We start from the raw sequence: 2205 nt of genomic DNA, 5'->3' as shown, positions 1-2205 counted from the left end.
CGGTCTGAGTTTGTGAAGGGTCCCTTCACGGACCCGAAACCGGTCCGGCGCACGCCACGAGGTGGTCGCACACACCTCCGCATCGCCCACTGCCGGGTCCCCGACCAACTTTGCCGACACCCTGGACGCTGAGGCCGTGAAGGTGCCCTTCACGCGTTTTCAGTGCATCGGGACCGGGGGCGCGACGTCCTCGCCCGTCTCCGCCGTGGGCACGATCCGCTTCTTCGGCAGGAAGAACGCCGGGATCAGGCACAGCGCCAGGGCGACGAGACCCCAGACGAAGGTGCTCGCGAACGCGTCCGCGGTGAGCCCGGACGCGGCCTCGTGCGTGGCCGGGTTGAGGGTGGCCGCGGTCGCCGCCAGCTGCCCCTGGCTGGTCGGCACGCCGAACTTCCCGGCCAGCAGCGCGGCCAGGACGATCGACATCGCCGCCGAGCCGATCGCACCCGCGGTCTGCTGCAGGATGTTCGTCGCGGTGGAGGCCTTGGCCATGTCCCGCGAGCGCAGCGTCTGCAGCGCGGCCGAGGTGATCGGCATCATGGTGGCACCCATGCCGAGCCCCATCACGAACATCGCGGCCATCAGCAGCGCGTACGGAGTGTCCGCGCCGACCTGGGTGAAGACCACCATGCCGAGCACGAGCAGCAGCATGCCGGGCAGCACGATCCGGCGGATGGCGATCCGGTCGGCCAGCCGCCCCGCGATGGGCATGGTCAGCATCGCGCCGAGGCCCTGCGGGGCGAGCAGCAGACCGGCGTTGAGCGCCGATTCCCCGCGCACCAGCGTGAAATAGGTGGGCAGCAGCAGCATCGCGCCGAAGAAGCCGATGCAGAACACGGTCATGGTGATCATCGCGGTGGAGAACGACCGGTTGCGGAACAGCTTCAGGTCGATCAGCGGGTTGTCGATCCGCGCCGCGCGCAGCACGAACCCGACCAGCAGGACGATCCCCGCCAGCGCGGGCAGCCACACCTGCACCGAGGCGACCGTGCCGGTCGACGGGATGCGGGAGACGCCGAAGATCAGCGCCGCCAGCCCCGGCGAGACCATCAGCAGGCCGGGGAAGTCGAACCGGCCGGTCCGCTCCGGCCGGTCCTTCGGCAGCACACGCAGCGCGAACACGAAGGCGATCAGGCCGATCGGCACGTTGATGTAGAAGATCCAGCGCCAGCTGACCGAGTCGACCAGCCAGCCGCCGAGGATCGGCCCGCAGATCGGGCCGAGCAGCATCGGCACGCCGAGCACCGACATCACCCGGCCGATCCGCTGCGGACCGGCCGCACGGGTCAGAATCGTCATACCGGCCGGCATCAGCATGCCGCCGCCGAGGCCCTGCAGGACCCGGAAGACGATCAGCGATTCCACGTTCCAGGCCATCCCGGCCAGCATCGAGCCGGCCAGGAAGGTTCCGATGGCGATCAGGTACAGCCGTTTGGTGCCGAACGCCTCGGCCGCCCAGCCGGTGATCGGGATCACCGTGGCGAGCGCCAGCATGTAGCCGGTGGCCACCCACTGGATGGTGTCGAAGGAGGTGCCGAACTGGATGGTCAGCTTCTGCAGCGCGACGTTGACCACTGTGGTGTCCAGGATCGCCATGATGGCGCCGAGCACCACCACGCCGGCGACCTTGAGCACCCCGGAGTCGAGCTTCTCCCCGGCGCCGTCGGGCGCCGCTGGTGCGGACATGTGAGTACCCCATATTCTCAAGCGGTGAATGCGCAAGCCCGCGGGCGACGAAGCCGCTGCGGGTCCCCCTTGCGCGCGTGGCCGAGGATAGCCGAGTCCGAAGGCGCTTCCCAGCGAATTTGCCGAACAGATCAGCAGGCGTGATCAGCGGATACTCTCGGTAGGCGCAGGGTTGCGCAGACCGGACATCGGCCGGAGCCGGAGCCCGATCCAGGTGCCGGAAGCGCGAAAATCCCCCACAGCGGGCCGTGCTGGCTCCCGGCTGGGGATGCCGCCGGGATGGGCGTCGATGGTGCAGCCGCCGGGCAGCCGCGCGCCGATGCACGTCGGGACTCCGCTTCATCTCGGCGAGAGGTCCGTGAAGGGAACCTCACGGACGCTGGGGCCAGGGTGTCGGCAAAGTTGGTCGGGGACCCGGCAGTGGGCGATGCGGAGGTGTGTGCGACCACCTCGTAGCGTGCGCCGGACCGGTTTCGGGTCTGTGAAGGGACCCTTCACAGACTCAGAGTCCGTGAAGGG

At 69.2% G+C, this 2205-nt stretch carries 1 protein-coding gene; it reads right to left on the bottom strand.

The features are described 5' to 3' along the window. Positions 1-159 precede the first annotated feature (159 nt). Complete coding sequence (locus D5S19_RS03170) at positions 160-1686, bottom strand: DHA2 family efflux MFS transporter permease subunit (RefSeq protein WP_120021833.1); 1527 nt, start codon at positions 1684-1686, stop codon at positions 160-162. Positions 1687-2205: the final 519 nt, after the last annotated feature.

The sequence above is a fragment of the Amycolatopsis panacis genome (genome assembly GCF_003600245.1).
GTDB classification, from domain to species: Bacteria; Actinomycetota; Actinomycetes; order Mycobacteriales; family Pseudonocardiaceae; genus Amycolatopsis; species Amycolatopsis sulphurea.
This window is presented reverse-complemented; position numbering and strand designations above follow the sequence as displayed.